13 protein-coding genes are annotated in these 16488 nt (G+C 43.6%); 5 read left to right on the top strand and 8 right to left on the bottom strand.

All coding sequences use genetic code 11. The features are described 5' to 3' along the window. Nucleotides 1-9: 9 nt before the first annotated feature. Nucleotides 10-606 (top strand): isochorismatase family protein, encoded by a 597-nt coding sequence (locus ACJJJA_RS12590; protein WP_444904825.1) that lies wholly within the window; start codon nt 10-12, stop codon nt 604-606. A 182-nt stretch (nt 607-788) separates the two neighbouring features. Then, a complete protein-coding gene (locus ACJJJA_RS12585) occupies nt 789-1196 on the top strand; it encodes a DUF427 domain-containing protein (RefSeq protein ID WP_371840512.1) in 408 nt (135 codons plus the stop codon). A gap of 222 nt (nt 1197-1418) precedes the next feature. Here the strand turns inward: ACJJJA_RS12585 and ACJJJA_RS12580 are convergent, their stop codons facing one another. The 7 genes from ACJJJA_RS12580 to ACJJJA_RS12550 all read right to left on the bottom strand — a co-directional run bounded on the left by ACJJJA_RS12580 (nt 1419) and on the right by ACJJJA_RS12550 (nt 8004). Next, a complete protein-coding gene (locus ACJJJA_RS12580) occupies nt 1419-3125 on the bottom strand; it encodes a cation:proton antiporter domain-containing protein (RefSeq protein ID WP_444904824.1) in 1707 nt (568 codons plus the stop codon). 160 nt (nt 3126-3285) lie between these two features. After that, nucleotides 3286-3462 (bottom strand): hypothetical protein, encoded by a 177-nt coding sequence (locus tag ACJJJA_RS12575; RefSeq protein ID WP_444904823.1) that lies wholly within the window; start codon nt 3460-3462, stop codon nt 3286-3288. Between the two features lie 415 nt (nt 3463-3877). Next, nucleotides 3878-4417, bottom strand: coding sequence for a Dps family protein (locus ACJJJA_RS12570; RefSeq protein WP_252081703.1), 540 nt, complete (start codon nt 4415-4417; stop codon nt 3878-3880). 102 nt (nt 4418-4519) lie between these two features. After that, nucleotides 4520-5131 carry a hypothetical protein gene (locus ACJJJA_RS12565; protein ID WP_444904822.1) on the bottom strand — a complete coding sequence of 204 codons (612 nt, stop codon included), beginning with the start codon at nt 5129-5131 and terminating at the stop codon, nt 4520-4522. Nucleotides 5132-5435: 304 nt separating this feature from the next. Beyond that, nucleotides 5436-6419 (bottom strand): alpha/beta hydrolase, encoded by a 984-nt coding sequence (locus ACJJJA_RS12560; protein ID WP_444904821.1) that lies wholly within the window; start codon nt 6417-6419, stop codon nt 5436-5438. Between the two features lie 331 nt (nt 6420-6750). Then, complete coding sequence (locus ACJJJA_RS12555) at nt 6751-7479, bottom strand: site-specific integrase (RefSeq protein WP_444904820.1); 729 nt, start codon at nt 7477-7479, stop codon at nt 6751-6753. Between the two features lie 150 nt (nt 7480-7629). Beyond that, the gene (locus tag ACJJJA_RS12550; RefSeq protein WP_444904819.1) at nt 7630-8004 is read right to left on the bottom strand and encodes a hypothetical protein; all 375 of its coding nucleotides are present in this window, start codon (nt 8002-8004) and stop codon (nt 7630-7632) included. Between the two features lie 761 nt (nt 8005-8765). Between ACJJJA_RS12550 and ACJJJA_RS12545 the strand changes: the two genes are divergently transcribed. The 3 genes from ACJJJA_RS12545 (at nt 8766) to ACJJJA_RS12535 (ending at nt 12444) form a co-directional block, all read left to right on the top strand. Beyond that, nucleotides 8766-10544 (top strand): hypothetical protein, encoded by a 1779-nt coding sequence (locus ACJJJA_RS12545; RefSeq protein ID WP_444904818.1) that lies wholly within the window; start codon nt 8766-8768, stop codon nt 10542-10544. Between the two features lie 286 nt (nt 10545-10830). Then, the gene (gene pcp, locus ACJJJA_RS12540) at nt 10831-11499 is read left to right on the top strand and encodes a pyroglutamyl-peptidase I (protein ID WP_444886241.1); all 669 of its coding nucleotides are present in this window, start codon (nt 10831-10833) and stop codon (nt 11497-11499) included. Nucleotides 11500-11532: 33 nt separating this feature from the next. Then, nucleotides 11533-12444 (top strand): SMP-30/gluconolactonase/LRE family protein, encoded by a 912-nt coding sequence (locus ACJJJA_RS12535; protein WP_444904817.1) that lies wholly within the window; start codon nt 11533-11535, stop codon nt 12442-12444. Nucleotides 12445-12579: 135 nt separating this feature from the next. On the opposite strand, the gene ACJJJA_RS12530 is transcribed toward ACJJJA_RS12535, so the two are convergent. After that, nucleotides 12580-16065 carry a fascin domain-containing protein gene (locus ACJJJA_RS12530; RefSeq protein WP_444904816.1) on the bottom strand — a complete coding sequence of 1162 codons (3486 nt, stop codon included), beginning with the start codon at nt 16063-16065 and terminating at the stop codon, nt 12580-12582. Between the last annotated feature and the right edge of the window lie 423 nt (nt 16066-16488).

Raw genomic sequence — 16488 nt, 5'->3', positions numbered from 1 at the left:
AAAACATCAATGAAAAACCCATTCACAACGGATAGCGCAGCGATGCTATTGATTGATCATCAAGTGGGGACCGCCAAACTAGCGCGCAACATTAGCCCTTCCCACCTACTTGCAAATGTACGGGCTCTAGCACGTACAGCAATCGAAACTGACATGCCGTTGATATTCACTACTAGTCAAGAAGAAAATTTCCAGGGTCCACTCTTTGCCGATTTGAAAAAGATCGCATCTAAAGCTCACGCCCAAAGGGTGAAACGACCCGGAGTAGTCGATGCTTGGACATATGATCCTTTCAAGTCTGCGGTAGTGGCAACTGGCCGAAAAAAGTTGGTGATGGCTGGTTTAACAAATGATGTATGCGTTGTTTATCCAGCTATAAGTGCTGTAGAGGATGGATACGAAGTACAAGTTGTCGTTGATGGAGGTGGTTCTCCAACCCAGGCTGCAGATGACATCTCGGTAGAACGAATGAGGAAGGCTGGAGTCGGTATAACTTCTACGAATCAAATAATGGCAGAACTCGCAATTGACTGGGCCAGTGAAACCGGTCGATCTATCCAGTCAATTATGTATGAAGAGATATTGAAGCCTTTAGTTGAGGGTTAAACTAACTTTTCGTCGATCTGGCCGGAAGTCTAATTCATGAAACGCCCCCATTCTGGCTCCTTACCAGGAAGAAAAGTCTTATTTAATCGTATATATAAATAGCTAACTATCTGGAAGGAAATTCTCCAACGCTGGCATCAATATACATAGAATGAAAAATGAACTGTTAAAAGGAGAGATTAATGGCATATCCAGAAATCACGCTTTCTGAGGAAACAATCCACAATCCGAAAGAACCACGTCACTTCATGCGTGTTAAACCAGTGCCAAGAACTGTGAGGGTATATCGAGGTGGTAAAATGATTGCTGAAAGTGATAACGCGCTACGAGTCACAGAGCTTGGAAAAGATATGTATGATCCTATATTCTATTTACCAAAAGAAGACATCATCGTACCTCTCATTCCAATTGATGGAAAGACAACCCATTGTCCACTTAAAGGCGATGCTAGTTATTTCACTTTGGATGAAACTGACGAAGAGATTGCGTGGACTTACGAAGCCGCGTTCGATTTTTCCAAAATAATTAATGGACTTATCGCCTTCTATCCCGATCAAGTAGTAACAGAAGAAGTTGGTGCATCATCATAAAGTGAATGACAATACTGATCAGTAAGATCTCCCTACAATCAGCTTGGTACCGGCTAGCCCATATGACAGGTGGGATGGTATATATACAATAGGGTTTATTAATGACCTCATTTACATAAAATGCAGCCGTACCACGATTTTTCGTACAGTCTACTGGCAGGAAGATATTAAAGTACAGAGTAGAATTGTAATGTTACATCGTAGATGTCTTCTATTTGTGGGTTATATATTATTTTCTGCCTCCAGTGCTTGGCTCTGTCGACGAACAACCCAGCTCTGAATTTTGTTTTCCTCTATACCTTGACTGCGCAGAATTTCACATACTGTATCAATGCCCTTAGGAGTACTTCGATTAACAATAGGTCGCATCCCTATTTTCTTATACTGCTTGGCTTCATCATCAGAGTCTACCGCTATAAAGCGCGTTAGATTTGGATATCTAGAGGCAACTATGTCTTGTAATGGTTTAAGAAGTTCATAACGGACGATTGTTACGAGAATGGCTGATCGCTCTGCGTAATCAATCGTTTCCATCAAGCGCATATCTGCTAAGTCACCAAATGCAACTGGATAACCCTCACTACCTACTGTTACAAAGCGATCATAATCCATTTCAATAGCATCATAAGCTATATTGTTAGCCTCAAGTGCGTCTGCGACCATACGGCCGACTTCATCCATCCCGAAGATGACTACTGGAGGTGTGTCAGCCACTGGTGTGATTTCTGATGTTGGTGCGCTAGCAGAAGATCTACTCCAAAGAAATCTTGCAAACTTATTTCCAATTTTTGCAAGTGCTGGAGTTAAAGCTAAGCTCGCAGCAACTCCTGTAATAACAACCCCTGAAGCTTGCTCCCCTAAAGCCCCGCGCATTTGGGGTACAGCCAGAATAACAAAAACGAATTCGCTTCCCTGTGCTAAAAGAGAGCCAAGCTGTATTGATCCCGGCAACGACCAACCAAGAGCTTGAGCAGAGATTGATATCAAAATAGCTTTAATTAGAAGAAGAAAAATTATAAATATTATTATATGGAGCCAATATTCAATTAAGATTCTCCAATCTAATGACATGCCAACAGATATAAAGAAAAAGGCAAGGAGTAGATTACGGAAAGGTTTTGCCTCGGTCTGAATAACATGCCGATGGGGTGACTCACTGATCATCATCCCACCAAGAAATGCGCCCAATGTAAGTGAAAGCCCTATAGCTCCAGTACTTGCTGCAGTAGCGATTACAATTAATAATGCTATTGCGGTAAAGATTTCCTCATTCTTTGTCTTAGATACTATGTTAAATAGAGGTTTAATAAAGTATCTACCAAGAATGATTGCAGTTAAAAATCCTATTAAACCTTTGAGAAAGGCAGATGAAATCTCTGATAGTAAGCCAATGTCTGTTGAAGATTGACCTTGACTCTGGATTGTGCTGGCAAAAACCAGAAGAAAAATTGCACATATATCTTGAAATATAAGTACTGCCGTAGCCGTCCTTCCAACCGGGCAGTTCCTTTGTCTTCGCTCGGCTAGGCTTTGTGCTACAACAGCAGTTGATGATAATGCAAGCGCACCACCAAGTAATATTGAATAGATAGGCGGTATTTGAAAAGATATTGCAATTACAGCAAAGGCGCTTCCGCACAATAAAATTTGTAGAGGCCCCAGAATAAAAATATCCTTGCGAACATCCCAAATATTTGAAAGGGAAAAGTGTATGCCAATGTCAAATAAAAGGAAAACGATACCGAGCTCAGCTAGTAAATGCGTAGTATCACTTTCTGGAATAAGACCTAAAGCGTGCGGACCAGCGATAATACCTGCAATTAGATAGCCAACAATTGGACTAAATCGAATAGACCTGGATATTACGATTGATAATATGCCAAGAAGAAGGACTGTGATGACAGGAGTAAGGGCATCTACTTCTTCCATAAATTTAAGACCGACTACTCTTCTAAATAGCTTATTCTTGATTGTAGGTGACTTACTTTTCCCTTAACTGCCTAACGCTTGGTTCTCAAGAAGCTTGTCCTGAAAGATTTCAAACTTAATACCATTGGCATCAGGATTAAAAAGGCGTCATATGTCAATTTTACAGGGAGCTGACATCAAACTGGACCTCTGTAATTAAGTTGGAATCCAGAGGGACTTTCCTTATGCTCAACCAGTTAATAAAGTGGTTAAATTCACCAACTTGAAATAATGTCTCAATACCAGCAGTGATGCTCTCAGAAATACCTTCTTTCAACAATTTTTCTCTTTCTTTCATGCGTATAAATACTTAGTTGAGGTCAATCACAGAGTACGTTCGCAGCTTTTTTCACCAACATGCATAGGATTTCCTCGCTCTATATTCCCTGGTATCACCCTTTGTGACTTGAAGTTACAAGAAAACTAATGATTCATGATGTACTCATTTTCCCTCTAGCCCTTCACTTAGTTATTTTCCCGTATCATGAATCTGAGTCGAAAATTGAAGGGATAAAACCTCAATAAAAACATCAAGTTAGGTAATATTTTCCGGTCGATTGCCCCCAAGCAGTCAAGCACTCAAATATAACGCTGTAGGTAAGTGGAAAGTTTTAGTAAAGAAGAGATGTAAGAAAGGAATTGTTGTCCGCTAAAAATACAACAACTCCCTTCTTCAACTAGAGCACAAAATTATTGCGTCTTTTGGGTGACGCTCAGTGGTGCGTTAATCCTGAACTCCGGCTAGCCTCAAATAAGAACCAAGATCGCCTTTCAGCCTGATCAATATACTCCTCCAGTATGCTCGCAGTTGCAATGTCACGATGCTCATCGCAAAGCTCATGGACTTTGCGCATATTCGCAATCATTTGCTGATTGTCTTCGGCAAGTTCCGTGAGCATATCTTGTGGGTCTACATAATCCGCATCATTATCTGAAGATCGTTGTAGTTTGGCGATCTGGCCAATGGAGCGAAGTGTGGTTCCCCCCAGTTTACGCACACGCTCTGCCAAAACATCGGTCATCTCAAAAATTTGACTGGCCTGATCATCAAACAGTAGATGGTAGTCCCGGAAGTGCGGACCGCTCACATGCCAGTGAAAATTCTTCGTTTTCATGTATAAGCCAAAGGTGTCTGCCAGTAGCGTATTGACGGCAGTAGTAATGCTACTCCTAGCGTTCTCGCCCAAATCAGTTGGAGCCTTAAGTCTGGCTTGATCCTTTGCGCTTACTTGTTCACTGGTTGCTTTTCTCATTGGAAGCCTCGTAAAGTTATGGCAAGGGGAGAGCTAGAAGAGTAGATATTATCTTGGCATTAGATTAGACGTCTGTAGGGCGACTTGCCAGTCAAGCCTGGGTCACTCTGAGACTTTCGCCTTCGTTCCCGCACAATATTTAGCAGGTGTCTGGTCTAAACCAAAAGCCTTCATCAGTTGCCTGCTTGCCCCAATATAGGACCCTACTGTTGCGCCTGACCAGTAGCCGGTATCACAAGTCAACGTGACGCAGTCTCCTCCGAAAGTTACAAAAGGCTGATCACGTACTATTTTGCATGTGCAAATGGCTTTGAGTGGATTCATTGGGTCGACGATACAGGGTTGATCCAGGCAATCCGTCCAAGGTTTACCTTCTGGACAGGAAAGCACTGGTTTAGTCGGTGCCTGAGCGAAAGAAAAAGTCGATAAGACTTTTTTTACACCGGTCGAGTCAGTCACAGGAATCCGGGCTTTACATGCTGACATCCCGAAGTTTAAACCCTTGTTAACATCACATTGGCAAATTGCATTTGAATCCGGATTTCTAGGGTCCGGGATACAAGGGGCGGAAGTGCATAAGACATATTCATTACTACAAATATTGCCTTCACTACTTTGAGGAGGCTTAGGCTTACCTTCTTCAGCCGCTGCGTTAAACCCTATAAAGGCAAGAGCAATCAAAATCATTATGAATAAGAATGAATGCTTCTTCATGCACATCTCCTTTATGAATCAAGGGGCGAGTAGGATGTAAGCAGACATTTACTCAAACTCAAATAATAGCAGTCGTTGATTAATGGTTGTTTCCATTTCGCTATCGACCAGACAGTGTGTGGGAACACCCAAAAACATGACCTTTATTTGGTCATTAGGTAGTCGTGGTCGTGGCTTATCCAAGCTTATTATGAAAAAAACTTATAGGATCAACTAAGGTAACTGCTCTATCTCGCTTTGCCTCTGGTAGATTCACCCAACGATATTTAAATTTTGAATATATCCGAAAAGTTTATAGACAGTATTACTGAGTAGTATTGAGCCATTTAACAATTGCATTATGCTCGATATTACCTATTGTATTCATGCTTGGATGAAACCTGCCATTAATTTTGAATATTTCGATATTATCTTTCTTCAACTGCTTGTAACTTGCATATGGTGAAATTTGGTCTGAATCTGAGAGTATTAGTAGAGTCGGAGTCTTTGAGGATTTTAAGAGGGGTTTTATGTTTGTATCCTTCAAATCTATGTTAGATTTTCTAAGAGCCAAAATCGCCCCGTTGCGTATGTCTCTCTCAGGGATAATCCTGCTAAGTATGGGGTGATCAATTTTTGCATAATTGTATACAGCCTCATCAAATTGCAGCATCGGAGCTAAAAGAATGATTCCACTGATATCTGATCTTGAAGTGGAAATATGTGATGCCGTTAAGGCTCCCATAGAGCTTCCAACAATATATATTTTTCCACCTTTGATGGTCCCTTCTTCAATTAGGTTGTCGATAAGAGCACTAATATATTGACTATCATCTACTCCATATTTCCTCCTGCCACCAGTATCACCGTGACCGAGAAGATCCGGAACAATAACCTGAAATCCAAGAAAGCGGAAATATAGAGCAGAATCCAACATAAACTCTTTTGAAGTACGGAATCCATGCAATAAGACTACCGTGCCAAAGTAACTTCGATCTAAAGAATTTCTATTTAAGTTAATCTTAACGATATTTTCTCTTTCGCCACGGTTTAATGTTACAGAGTAGTTAAGGTTATTTTCGTCTAAAGGTGAGCCGTAATAATAGCTTATACATACCTTTTTCTTAGATGGGCAATATTCATTTTTCCTAAAGTCTAACTTCTTAATACGTTCGGGAGTTATTCTGTCAACAAAGGAAAAGTTTTCAGCTTTTTCTATTGAGCTAGCTATTCTTTGAGAGCAGGCTGGGATAACTATGCATATTGAGATGACAGTTAGCACTCTGGCTAAAATTGACTTGGCTTTCATATTGCTTGAGTTCAATTAGTAACTGCAGTTTGTTCATTTGGCGCGTAGATAGATTCGCTGCTCCATGAATTACTCATTTGGTGATATCCCGCGCCTGTCTACTTTTGATCTATTACATAGTTAATCTTTTAAAAATATGAATCGCAAACCCATTAGGAAATTTATCCTGACGGACGAGCTTGTTAGTGTTTAAATAATATATCTTTTAAAGTGGTATATGTAATGTTGATTAAAATAAATATCTAGACGTAATCCTACTGCTGTCATTAGCGAGCCATAATCGTTTTATTTTTGAATAGTGCATACTTGACAGTAGAGTAGGGCGGTAGTTTTACCGCCCCTCCTTAACCCGCTTGCTTCGTCCACTTTCATGCCGTTCCCGCATATCGGAATCAATATAGCGATCGGTTGTGGCCATACTTGCATGGCCCGCATCATCACGAACATGTTCCCTGGGACGATATTTCACATCTTCGGAGATTCCAGTGTGTCTTAGCCAGTGCACCGTGGCAGCTTTCAAGTCTTCCGCATCTACACCAAGGCCTTCTTCAACCATCCGTTGGTAAGCGGCATCGAAACAGTTCTGTACGATATGTCGAACTTGGCGTGTACTGGTGGCAGGTCCCTTGCCGCGAGATTTTTGCACCAAGGGTGTCTGCTCATTGATGCTGGGCAGAGCAGGGAGCTGCAACTGGATTCTATAGCGCTTTAAGGCACTTAACATCTGGTTGCACACGGTAATGGCTCGGCCTTTATTACCCTTACCGGTGACGTGAAACCACCAGTTTCCGTCGCGATCTTTCTTGAAGTCACCCATAACGTGTGTCGATCTTTCATCGGCAACCAGCTCAGAGATACGCAGATACATAGCGAATAGGGCGTTCATAATGAACAATGTACGCTCGTGCTCAAGTGGTGACATCTCGGCCATAACCTCAGCAGTTTCCAACACATAATCCCACTGCAGATTGCTGATGCGCCTAACTACCTGGCTTTGTTGCTCACGCCGGATGAACTTACTTTTTTGCCGGATCAATGCCACAGGGTTGGCGGGAACCAAGCCTTCCTGAAAGAGGAAGTCGAAGAAAGAAGACAGTGCGGTAAAGATACACTTGATGGCCGCCTGAGATGGCCGGAAGTCCTTGGCGGATGGTGTCTTACCTGAACGAAACTCAACCTTAGATACACTGACTACGAATGGTCGCCAATCTTAATTAACAACACGTTCGCCGTTTCTAGTTTTAAACCGGGCGACATTCTTTGTACCGATCCAGGCAGGTGGCGGTTCAATACAGAACTGAACAAAATCCTCTATATGCTCACGCTTGAGTGACGAGATTGAAACTTCTTCGATACCCCAAGCCCACTGCAGTAGTCGTTCAAGTTCGCGGCGATAACTATTAAACGTTGCCTGGCTACCGTTGTAGCTGTAAAGAAACTTGAGCGTAAACTCCAGATCGGTATCCGCACCAGGAATCTGCTTACTGAGATAATGACTAGCGGAAAAGCTGGTGCAGCGGAATGGATTCTCAAGATTACTCAGGTTATCGATGATTGGTGCTGGTGATTGATTGGAGGCAGACATAGAAAGGAAATGAAGTTGTTGTTGGAATGCAGTGAACGGCCAAGTAAAGTACTTAATTGAACGACCAGTATTTGGCCTTGGATAAGGTTTTCAATTCTGCCTTGTCTTTAACTACTCCTAGTATGCTTAGAGAGAGTTATTAGCGATGGCATAGCATAACCCTTTCATTCTGATAGCGTTTAAGCACTAAAAGCTAGCCAACTATCAGCGAATAGGTTTGCCTCAACTTCTGAACAACGTACGCCTTAACAGCAATATCCCTGGAATATCGCCAATCCTCCTCAACAAATTGAGGCAGAAAAAACTCTGTATATGTAGGGCAGGTTCGCTCCGGAAGTCGTGATGCACCGTACCACACTTGCTGGCGGCGCATTCCAGGCGTGTGATATAAGAGAGAGTGTTAAGTACACTCACTCTCAGTGAGAGATACATGTCGCTAGGCATTGGTCGACATACCGAGATATAAGCCTGCAGATTGTTCTTTAGTTATTGGAGACCAAGTTCACGTTTATCTGAAAAACGCTTCTGCTGTCTTTCTACAGATCTATGGTTCAAAGGTGCGACTCGTAAGACATCATCAAGCGGTTGTGATCAAACAATATTTGGCGGGTGATTCCTAGTAAAAATCATTTCCTTTATCCCGCTGCCACCTAATCTCTACATAGTCTTGGATTTTGTTAGAGCGCCAAACTAGCAATAACTAAGAACAACAACCGTTGAACCTTCCGCAGTAGCGGTCGTGGGTAGGGTAGGGGATGCTGATGAAAACCACATCATATATTGCACTTTCGTTACTTTTAACTTCCACAGTTCCAATTTTCGCCACAGCCCAATTGGCTATTCCAGAAATAGGGATTTCGGCTTATCCAGATGAAATGTGCAAACGGGTTAAGCCGCATTTTGACAAGCTATTTAAAGCGCCAGTCGATGAATGCTTCAATGGAGTTGGTCAACCTTATCCAGAGTTAGTGGACGGCATCTGTTCAGTAGGAGAACCTAAACGCAACGGTACGCGGATTTGGGGAATGGCTGAATCTCCCCAATTTTTATACTGGGGAACCGGCAGTAATTTTCTCTGTACCGCACAAGCGTCACCAACCGCAGTATTGACACCGCTATTAGCCCCAACCCAGGGTTGGGTGTGCGAGTTTGCCGATGGGATACTTGCTCAGGAAAACCCAAACCTCAAGAACCTTGGGGACTGGCGGGCTCCCTCTGCCTACCGTATGGATACTTGTACACTTGAAGTCACAGAAGTTACTCCCACTTACGATCCGCTTCTACAGGACATCCTTGGATTACGCTCGGGTGGCTACGCGGACGATGTGATTTTTCTTGCCGGGCCGGGTGGTATACAGGAGGGAATTGCCGGCGTTGGCAGTGGTAACAGCATTATCATGTTGGCTTGGCAGGCAAGTACCGGACGGTATTTGGGGTCAAAGAAATTTTCTGAATATTCGAATATCCGTGAGTTTCTTAACTACGAAGGCGTTTTATATACCGGTGTGCGATTGCAAGAGGATCTTGGTGGGGCGGGCCGGGTTCTGCGTTGGATGGGTAATCTCGATGATCCATTCCATTTTGAAATCATCGGTACTATGGAAAGTACTCCGGCAGACATGACGATACACAACGGGCGTATATTTTCGTCTACCTGGCCGAATGTTGATATTGAAACAGGAGAGGTGCAAGCCTACGCCGGGATAGTGATGAGTCCCCAAATACCTTCGGGTGGCTTCATGCCCAATGATGTCGAAGAGTGGGAGGAAGTTTGGAATATTAGCGAGTACGAGCCAGACCCTGTCAGCGCTCGAGCCTATGCCGGTGGAGATATTACTTCATGGCGTGGGAATCTCTACTGGGGTACGATCAACTTTCCGTTCGGTGGATTCAGGAGCCATGTTCTCGCCTATGGTGAGACATGGGGTACTCCTATTGGAGAGCTGGACACCATTATGGCAACCCATAGAGCAACAACCGTATTCCGCGGGGACAACTTTGAAGGAGAAGGGCAGCCAAATGTTGAAGTTCTCTATGGGTATGAAAGGGTTCAGGCTTGGGACCCCGATCTCAACAAGTTTGTGGAAACTCAAACCTTGTCAGGGCCTCCAAAGCTAGGGGGAGCCGGACTGGGCTGGCTGTTTAATGTATACACTTGGCGCCTGGGAGTGACTGGAGACAATCTGTATCTGGCTACACTTGACGTCAGCTCACTTATACCGAGTGTAATTGATCTTGCGGGTGAGCTTCCCTCGGAATTGCTGATGCTTCTTGAGGATGCGTTATCCAGCCCATCAATCTCTGGTGCAAAACTCTATCGTTTTTTCTCTCCAGATCTACAAGCAATCCCTGCCACTATAAATGGTGTAGGTAATTCGGGTAATTTCGGTTTCCGTACGATGATCAACCACCCAGCTTTTATGTGGCTGGGCACCGTAAACCCCTTCCATCTAAATCCCGAAGGGGGTTGGGAGTTGTATCGGTATGCACCGACCACACCGGTTCAACAGAAATCCGTGGATGGGGCGAGGTCTGATTAGTTCAGTGTCTTCACTGTAGCCGAATTTGCAACCCATCAAGGAGTTAAGGGTTTGGATTGTGTTATGACTGTGCTGGATGATGGATGAAAGCTCAGCCGGAATTGGCGAAAATTAAACACTTATCCTGGACAGTCCAACTGTGTGGACGGCCAAGTAAAGTACTTAATCAGTATTCATATAAAGCCGTTCTTTTAAGTCTGAGCCCTTAAAAGTTTCTATTCTTGATAAATAGAATCAGACAACACATTTCTGAAGGCCAATTTCAAACTACTCAAAGAGCATTGTCATGAAAAAGGTTTTAGTGACCGGCTTTGAACCATTCGGGCATACGCCAATAAATCCTGCAGAATCGGTAATGCGTGTTTTGGATGGTACCCGTATTGGGAATTCAGATGTTTTTGGAATCCTGGTTCCTAGTAACTTCTTTGAGTGTATTGACGTAGTAACTAGCGCTATAGATGAGCTCCGTCCACAAATAGTGATCATGATGGGTGAATATGGTGGGCGATCGATGGTTACGGTAGAGCGAATTGCTCAAAATTTTAACGATTCTACTCGATACAACCTAAAGGATAATCGTGGCGTAGAGATGCAGGGCGCACCTACGGTTGCCAATGGACCGGTAGCCTATCGTAGTAATCTTCCTCTCAGAGCTATGGTTAGGGCAATGCGTGAAGCCGGAGTGCCTACAGATATTTCGGATAATGCCGCCACTTTTTGCTGTAATCACTTGATGTATGGCGTTTTGCACTTTATTGCCAGCAATCAGCTGGATATACGCGCAGGGTGGATTCACCTCCCGCAATTACCTCAAGTAGCGGCTTTGCCCGAAAACCTTGGTACACCCAGCATGTCCAGAGAGACCTCAGCACTTGGTGTCCATGCTGGAATAGAGGCCGCATTGCTACATACTGAGGATATTGATGTTCCTATTCCATCCAAGTTTCAAGTCTAAGACCTACTGAAACTATTAAGAAGGGTTTTGAAAATGGAGATTGAATGTCTTTGGGAGTGTAACGATGGATTGGGAGAAACACCCATCTGGCATGCAGAAGACACTTCTATCTACTGGGCGGATCATGTCGGCCCTTCGGTTGATTTGGCAGGGCCCCGGCGGCCATCGATTCGGCGGCTAAACATCTCTACTGGTGAAAGAAAGACTTGGGAAATGCCGGAGCAGGTAGGGTCCTTTGGTTTCCGTAAGGGGAGAGGGTTAGTTGGCGCTGCCAATTCAGGATTCTGCACCATTGACCTCGAAACAGGGGAGTTTGAGACAGTTGTTGATCCGGAACCGACTCTACCCCAAAATCGGCTAAACGATGGAAAGATCGATCGAAGAGGGCGTTTTTGGTGCGGTAGTATGGATACGCAATTGAAAGGTAAAGTCTCTCATTTATATTGCCTTGAGCCTGATTTTAGCGTGCGCCAGGTTGCTAAAGACTTTTCCTTTGTATGTTCCAATGGGATTGCTTTCGACCCAGAGGACACTCGTATGTACTTTGGCGATACCATTGGTGGCATGGTCTATGTATTTGACTTGGATATGGATGAGGGCCGTATCAGTAACCGAAGGCCGTTCTTTTCAGTTCAAGAGCGTAAGCCCGCGATTGTAGATGGCGCAACAGTCGATGCTGAAGGGTATTATTGGTTTGCTTTGAATCTTGGCGGTAAGGTTTTAAGGATTGATCCTAAGGGCCGCCTTGATCGTGAGATTGACCTACCGATCCGAAGTCCCACCTGCGTCACATTCGGCGGCGACAATTATGAAACTCTCTATGTTACTTCACAGCAATCATTTGTAACTCCTGAGGAACTGGCTCGTCACCCGCAGCCAGGTAGTATTTTTGCTATTCATGGCCTTGGTGTTCGGGGGCTCCCGGAGCCAAAGTTTGGAGCTTGAAAAGCTCCGAGTTAGGATCACTGATGAGTATCTGTCTAGCTTATTGACACAGGATAATTTTGCAGATACGTAATCTCCAAAGATTAGGGCACCCAAACCGAGTAAGAATGGATGTGGGTGCCCGCCTGGTACTTGTTAGTTATCGTTTAGATCGTAAACAATAAATTTCTCCCAGGAACCTATTGCTTTGCGATTCGCATTAGCCCGGCCATCTGATTCTGCAACGATGAAATTACCATGTTCTGGGTTGTATAAGGAGATCACGTCACCATTTTGTAAACAGCCCGAATTGTCTGAGTGATTGATCAACTTAAATGTTTCCCAGCTGTACCTAGCCGTTCTATCGACATCTAAAGCACCACTTTGTTGGGCACTGTAGTAATAACCATCGGTGCTTTGCAGCCATACGTCATCCCCGTCTATTAGGCAACCTTGTTGCAGGCTATTTCCTGTAAGGACAATAGTCTCATGGCTACCAATTACTGAGGCATTGGCGTTGGCAGTTTTGCCATTTCCTCCATTACCTGCGGCGCCCAGATACTTCCCGTGGGCACCTTTAAGTGCCACTTTTAAGGATTTAACGGGGGGCTTTCCGACAGCCATATAACCTACAACTGCTTTTATAGTTTCCTCTTTATTGCTGTTTGCCTCCTGTACCATCAGGCTCATTTCAAATGTGCCAGTTTTCTTATTTCTGACACGCGTACTTAGTGTTTCATCCCTGTCACTACCTTGTACTTGGCTGATCAGTAAGTAATCCTGTAAGTCGACCCCGACAGTTTCAAAGTCCGGGGAGCCACTCAAATTATCTTCCAGTGCAACGGCGCCAATATGAAGCTGCAATCCATTGGCAATTGAGTAACTACCAGCCTCCATCACTACATAATGCACCACTTCCGATGTATGGATGCCATCGTTCCAGGCAAACTCCGCAACACGCACATCGAAGCTGGTTGAAGTGATATTGCGAATCTCAGTTGTTATCGGGTCAGTGCCGGCAATACCAATTACTGAAGCAAACACCACAGGGTTTTCATAACTGAAGTCCAACTCTATAGTAGTCCATTCGTGATTTATCCCGTAAGCCTTATCAGCCTCGCCACCTACAAAGCGCCGGTTAGTAAAACGCACTACATCGACCTTTTCACCTTCATGGAGCAATTCCATATCTTGTGACTGATCTTCTACGTTAATCAGATAGCATTCACCGTTATCGGCCTCTGCCATACGTAATATTGTTGGATCAAAACCGTTAAAGCTTACATTTTGATGTAAAAGCACATCGTTTGAACTCTCGCAGTTACCATGACCGGTATTAGTTTCTGTGTCTGTTACATTATTGACCTGGAATCCACTCACCGAAGCCATTTCGATAGTAGATGCGTTATTAGCACTGGCCAATTCCCACATTTCTCTATCCGTTAAATCATCTACGTTTGCTTCCCAGCCAAAACTTAAGGTCTTTCCATCGACTTCTAAAGTTGTCTCCCACACATGGCGGGTCTCTGCCCAGCTCCAGTACCATTTACTCTTAATCTTGGCTTGTGACACAGTAAAAATGAAATTACTAAAGCTTTCGTGAGTCTGCGTATTACCAACAACTGTTGCCCAGACTTGTTCATCAGCACTACAGCTGTAAATTTCTACAACCTCCTCATTACGAATAAAGGTTTTGGTATCCAGGCAGTGACGATAAACAGCCACATAACCATCACCCTCACGTGCAAACAACCAGTTCTGGAAACTGGTTGCTTCATCGAATTGCTCTGTTGGCCAATGCAAATTTACTGGTGCAGTTAGAAAGTCATCTACAGGTAAGAAGTCAGTTGCTCTGTTAACACCATCCATAAAGCGCAGCTCCATCGCAGGTTTGTACAAAACCATGGCTACATTCTCATTTTGCTTTATATAGGGTAAGTGCGTGTTCATTTGCTCCTGGCCACCAGCCTTCCAGCCACCGTATTCCGCACCTGAACGAGTATAAACCGGTATAGTACCGGTTGTTGCTATCCAGGGCAGCTGCTGCCAACCTGCATTCCCCGCATGGAAATCCTGGTATGACGATAATTGCACATTGCCATGGCGATACAGATCCATGGTTTTTTCTGAAATAATTGAGCTTGTGGTGAAAGGTGCACTGGTTTCAGTAAGAAGAACACCTGACATGTCGACTACGTCATCTGCCAGGTTAGACTCCACAATCAAATCTTCCAAAAAGAAGTTCAGACCGGCAAGTGGATTCAGGTAATATTCCAGCATCTCATCAATCAGTTCTGGGTGGGCATAGGCGCCGGCAGATTGAGAGAAAATTAACTTATCTTGGAGGTCCAACCCAGCCCATACGGTATCAACTTCAGTGATAGGGTGGCCGGAAGAATAGCTTATGTTAATCTCACCATTAAGTTTTTCAAGGCGATTATAGGCAACACTGCTTACATCTAGTGTAGTCATGGCAAAAATATCCATATGGGTACTACCCGTAAAATCTTGTGGACCTTTGCCAGTAATCAACGCGGTATATCGTGCGAACTTATTATTCAAGAAGTTAAGATCTTGGTGAACACCTTCATAGGTCCTTGAATCGACAGCTATAGCAGCACCAAGGTCATTGGTGACCATAGCGATATCATTAAGAAAAATGAGGGCAACCTGTCCAGCTAGGGTTTTAATCTCTGTATCCTGGGCATAGTCGTATAAATTTAACAATGCTGTCAGGGAAAATGGGCTATAAACATTTGAAGTAGACTCATATACTCCAAACTGCTTTTTAACCTCCAGATAACGTACAAGACGCTCCCTTAGTTTTTCGGGCCCACCACCTATATCCCAACCTTCCATTTCAGATAGTAACCAGCTGGAAGATAGCCACATAAGTATGTGATTTTCAGAAGTGTAAACTCGCTTTCCTTCAGTATCTTCATCCTGCCAATAAGGTAGTTTGATAATTTCACTCAGGATAATATCATCGTACTCATCACTCTCCGCCAATAGCCTAATATATTCTATCAGGCGCATATCAGGGTTTTTGTAAGCGTGCTTTCCTGGTGTAAAAAGATCGGTCAGCCCCCGAGCCAGAGCCTCTTTATCCAGTGGTAAATCATAATATGCCCTGAGTACATAATGATCGTTATTAGGTTCGGCTTTGGATGAATCAAGAACGCGTTCGATATAAGCTACCTGCCGATCACGGAAGGCATTTAAATATGCAGGATGCGAGGACGTATCATAGTCTGTAAGGCTCCACAGCCGCGCACCGTCCTCGGAATTCTGCCCCCCCGTGGTGAACCAGTCCGATATATCGAGATCCATGCCGAAGTAATTTAATGCCGTGACTGTACCATCGGCAACGCCGTAGAAGAAATTAAGTGAACCTTCAACCACGGTCGTTAGTCCATCGTATATCCACTCTCCGGTATCTACAAAGAAACCAATTGCTGACGTTACACCATCCTCTACAGTTGTAACGACATCCTCAATAATCTCTTCAACTCTCTCTTCAACAGTATCCCAAGTATCAACAACCCAGGTTGTAAATTTATCCCACAATCCTGCATGGGCATATGCTGGTAAAATTAGAATAAACATAAGTGCGATACACGCACCTATTTTTTTGAGCTTCATGATCAAGTCCTATATTGTTTTTTTTGACCAAATAGAAGTAACTCTTTGGAGGGGAAATATTTTTTGTTAAAAATTAATCATATAATTTAGAAAGTTCCACGAATTTCATGCAATGCCGCATATTAAATTATTATTGGATAAAGTAAGTGATGTATGCTGGCTGTTCGAACTTCAAAATTCGTTCAGCAATGTAAGACCTTGTTGTTGATCGGGTCAAACAGAGATGGCGTATAGTGAGAAACTGATCTCACGAAGCTTTTAAAAGTTGATTCTGCAATCTCATGAAATATTGCGTTAATAATTTCGTAATACTCTTAGGTTTCTGTGTTGAGAAAGTGACTTTGGCTCGCCTTGTGCAAATGGTTTATCTAAATAAATCTAATTAGCAAAGGCATGTCTGTCGCAACTTGTATTAGTAGCTAA

It is taken from the genome of Microbulbifer mixtoriginis (SeqCode) (genome assembly GCF_052466865.1).
Note: the sequence above shows the minus strand (reverse complement) of the source record. Positions and strands in the feature narration are given on the sequence as shown.

Coding starts and splice junctions, on each gene's coding strand:
- pcp (WP_444886241.1), top strand. CDS start 10,831: ATGAAAAAGGTTTTAGTGACCGGCTTTGAACCATTCGGGCATACGCCA.
- ACJJJA_RS12545 (WP_444904818.1), top strand. CDS start 8,766: ATGAAAACCACATCATATATTGCACTTTCGTTACTTTTAACTTCCACA.
- ACJJJA_RS12530 (WP_444904816.1), bottom strand. CDS start 16,065: ATGAAGCTCAAAAAAATAGGTGCGTGTATCGCACTTATGTTTATTCTA.
- ACJJJA_RS12565 (WP_444904822.1), bottom strand. CDS start 5,131: ATGAAGAAGCATTCATTCTTATTCATAATGATTTTGATTGCTCTTGCC.
- ACJJJA_RS12535 (WP_444904817.1), top strand. CDS start 11,533: ATGGAGATTGAATGTCTTTGGGAGTGTAACGATGGATTGGGAGAAACA.
- ACJJJA_RS12580 (WP_444904824.1), bottom strand. CDS start 3,125: ATGGAAGAAGTAGATGCCCTTACTCCTGTCATCACAGTCCTTCTTCTT.
- ACJJJA_RS12550 (WP_444904819.1), bottom strand. CDS start 8,004: ATGTCTGCCTCCAATCAATCACCAGCACCAATCATCGATAACCTGAGT.
- ACJJJA_RS12585 (WP_371840512.1), top strand. CDS start 789: ATGGCATATCCAGAAATCACGCTTTCTGAGGAAACAATCCACAATCCG.
- ACJJJA_RS12590 (WP_444904825.1), top strand. CDS start 10: ATGAAAAACCCATTCACAACGGATAGCGCAGCGATGCTATTGATTGAT.
- ACJJJA_RS12575 (WP_444904823.1), bottom strand. CDS start 3,462: ATGAAAGAAAGAGAAAAATTGTTGAAAGAAGGTATTTCTGAGAGCATC.
- ACJJJA_RS12570 (WP_252081703.1), bottom strand. CDS start 4,417: ATGAGAAAAGCAACCAGTGAACAAGTAAGCGCAAAGGATCAAGCCAGA.
- ACJJJA_RS12560 (WP_444904821.1), bottom strand. CDS start 6,419: ATGAAAGCCAAGTCAATTTTAGCCAGAGTGCTAACTGTCATCTCAATA.